The organism is Pseudoduganella sp. RAF53_2 (genome assembly GCF_052113985.1).
Lineage (GTDB): Bacteria > Pseudomonadota > Gammaproteobacteria > Burkholderiales > Burkholderiaceae_D > Rugamonas.
Window position 1 is genome coordinate 1 of the sequence record NZ_JBFRDW010000669.1, and the last position, 3223, is coordinate 3223.

At 61.8% G+C, this 3223-nt stretch carries 2 protein-coding genes; both read left to right on the forward strand.

Annotation, left to right across the window (positions count from 1 at the left end):
- The first annotated feature begins 152 nt into the window (after positions 1-152).
- A complete protein-coding gene (locus AB4Z11_RS27480; RefSeq protein WP_442029015.1) occupies positions 153-1514 on the forward strand; it encodes a sulfite reductase subunit alpha in 1362 nt (453 codons plus the stop codon).
- Between the two features lie 315 nt (positions 1515-1829).
- Positions 1830-3223 (forward strand): TonB-dependent receptor plug domain-containing protein (locus AB4Z11_RS27485; RefSeq protein ID WP_442029016.1); only part of this gene is annotated, 1394 nt, incomplete at its 3' end.

Sequence of the window (3223 nt, forward strand, 5' to 3'; positions counted from 1 at the left end):
GATGCCTGGTCTACCGCGCTCACTGTACTGGGCGCGCAGGCCGGCCTTGCGCTGGCCGAACAACAGGGACTGGCTGCCCGCTTCCTGCTGCGCGAGGGCGATGTCCTGCGCGAAGCGATGAGCAGCCGTTTCCGGCAAATGCTTGACGACGAATGATACTGACGAACGACACCACCCGCCTTGCCCTGACAGCTGCCTGCCTGGCCAGCTATGGCCTGGTATGCCTTGCGCCTTGGCTGCGCCACCGCCGCGCGCGCGCAGCCGCGCATGCAGCGCGCGCGGCTGCCGGTGCAAACCCGTGGATCGTCGCCTACGCAAGCCAGACCGGCAATGCCGAACAGCTGGCGCGCCAGACCAGCGAAACCTTACGCGTGGCCGGCATTCCCAGCCGCATCTGCGAGTTCGACGAACTGGAGCATCATGACCTCAGCAGCGCGGAGCGTATTCTCTTCCTCACCTCGACTTACGGCGAAGGCGACGCGCCCGATGCCGCCGCCGGTTTCGTGCAGCGCCTGATGACGCGCAGCGGCCTGCAATTGCAGCATCTGCACTACGCAGTGCTGGCGCTGGGAGACAGCGCTTATGCATCGTTCTGCGGTTTCGGCCGCGCGCTGGACGCGTGGCTGCACGGACAGGGCGCGCGTCCGCTGTTCGCGCGGGTGGAAGTAGACCGCAGCAACGTGGACTCCATCGCCGCGTGGCGCAAGCACTTGAGCCATCTGGTGGGCACCAGCGATGCGCCGGATTGGGGCGCTCCGGATTTCGGCAACTGGCGGCTGGCGCAACGCCGCCTGCTGAATCCGGGCAGCGCCGGTGCGCCGATTTATCACCTGGAGCTGGAACCGGAACAAGGTCCGCTGCCCTCGTGGCAATCGGGCGACCTGGCACAGATTGCGGCGCCCGCCGATCCTGAGCGTCCGCGCGAATACTCGATTGCGTCCGTGCCGCAGGATGGCCGCGTGCATCTGCTGGTGCGTCTGCATCGCCACACGGACGGCAGCCATGGCGTTGTATCCGGCTGGCTGACGCAGGATGCGCCGTTGGGCGCTTCGGTGCCGCTGCGCCTGCGCGCACATCGCCGTTTCCGCCTGGAGGAGAATGCGCAACGCCCGCTGATCCTGATCGGCAACGGCAGCGGGATCGCGGGCCTGCGTGGCCACTTGCGCGCACGTGTGGCGGCAGGGCAGACGCGCAACTGGCTGCTGTTCGGCGAGCGCAATGCCGCTCATGACAGCCTTTACCACGAAGAGCTGCRAGGGCTGCAGCGCGGCGGCATGCTGAAACTGGATCTGGCTTTCTCCCGCGATCAGGCGGAACGCATCTACGTGCAGGACCTTCTTCTGCGGGAGGCGGCGACCCTGCGCGCCTGGGTGGAACAGGGGGCCGCTATTTACGTCTGCGGCAGCCWGGAAGGCATGGCAGCTGGAGTCGATAAAGCACTGCAACAAGTATTTACAAGCACATCCATGGCTGAATTGGCAAGAAGCGGCCGTTATCGCCGCGATGTTTATTGAGCAATTGTTGCAAATAAGCGACGTTTGATCAAGAATTAATCAAACAAAGTTTAGTCGCCTTCGTCATGTAACGAATATTCTCCATATATTTCAGCTTTGTAATATTTGTACTGTGAATCATTCTTAGCTACTTGCATAATGCTTGCTCGATGAGCAATAGCAGGTCTTCAACTCGTCGCTCAGCTTTCCATGTTTCGGTTGTTTAGGCGTATGGCTCTGTCATCTCCCAAAGCAGTCCCGGGTTGGTAACCAAGCAGCGCGCGTCCGCAGGAATTCCCATTGCTCATTGATGTTTTCAACACTCAGGAGTAATGAATGGTATTCCAAGAAAAAATCGGTGTGACCTCCGTACGTCTGGCGCTGACCGCGCTGGCTGGCTCGGTACTGTTTGCCGGCCAGGCATTCGCCCAAGAACAAGCGATGCAGCGCGTCGAGATCACCGGTTCCGCAATTAAGCGTATCGCCGTCGAAGGCGCACTGCCAGTGCAGCGCCTGTCCGCTGAAACCATCGCCAAGACCGGCGCTACCACCGTAGCTGACCTGATCCAGGCGCTGCCTGCCATGCAGGGCTTCACCATTGACGCAATCGCAGCCGGCACCAACTCCGGTGGCCGTGTTTCCGCGTCCATCCACGACATCGGCGAAGACTACACCCTGGTGCTGCTGAACGGCCGCCGCGTGGCGCCGCAGGGCTCCGGTTCCGCTGTCAACCTGAACGCCATCCCGCTGAGCGCAGTTGAGCGCGTGGAAATCCTGACCGACGGCGCATCCGCCCTGTACGGTTCCGACGCGATCGCCGGCGTGATCAACTTCATCCTGAAGTCCAACGTCAAGGCGCCGACCATCGAAGCAGGCTACCAGCAGCCAGAGAAAAGCTCCCATGGCCAGCAAAGCTACGCTAACCTGACCTTCGGCTTCGGCAATCTGGAAGAAGACCGCTACTCCATCGTGGCCGCTTACCGCCACGACGAGCGCACCGAAATGAAAGCGACCGATCGCGAATTCGCGAAGACCGCTTACGTGCCGTTCTCCTTCAACGGTACCAACTACATCTACGACCGCACCTCCACCGCGACCGTGCCGGCCAACGTGTCCGTGACCTTCACCGATCCTAAGCAAGCTGCGATCGGCTTCAGCCCATACCTGAAGAAGAACGGCACCTGCCCGTCGATGAACCAGATCAGCCTGGCCAACACCGCGACCACCCAGAACTGCGCATTCGATTTCGTGCAGACCGTGGGCATCGTGCCAGAGAACAAGCGTGACAGCTTCTTCGGCAAAGGCACCTTCAAGCTGACCGAGAACATCAACCTGTTCGCTGAAACCGCGCTGTCCCGCCTGGACCTGACCGCGAAGATCGCACCGAACACCGCGCCGTTCACCATCGCGACTTCCTCGTCCTACTACAAGGACAACGTGCTGCCATACCTGACCCCGGAGCAGGCGGCATCCGTGAAGACCGTAGCCGGTAACTACCGTACCTACGACTGGGGCACCCGCGACAGCGAAACCATCACCGACTCCAAGCACCTGGTGGTTGGCGCTGAAGGCGATATCGGCGCATGGTCGTTCAACACCGGCCTGACCTGGTCGCGCAACTCGATCGACGAGCGCTACGTCGGCGGCTACGCGCTGGACAAAGAGTTCCGCGACATGCTGGCCAACCGTTCCTTCGACCCGTTCGCTCCTATCGGCGCACAGTCCGACGC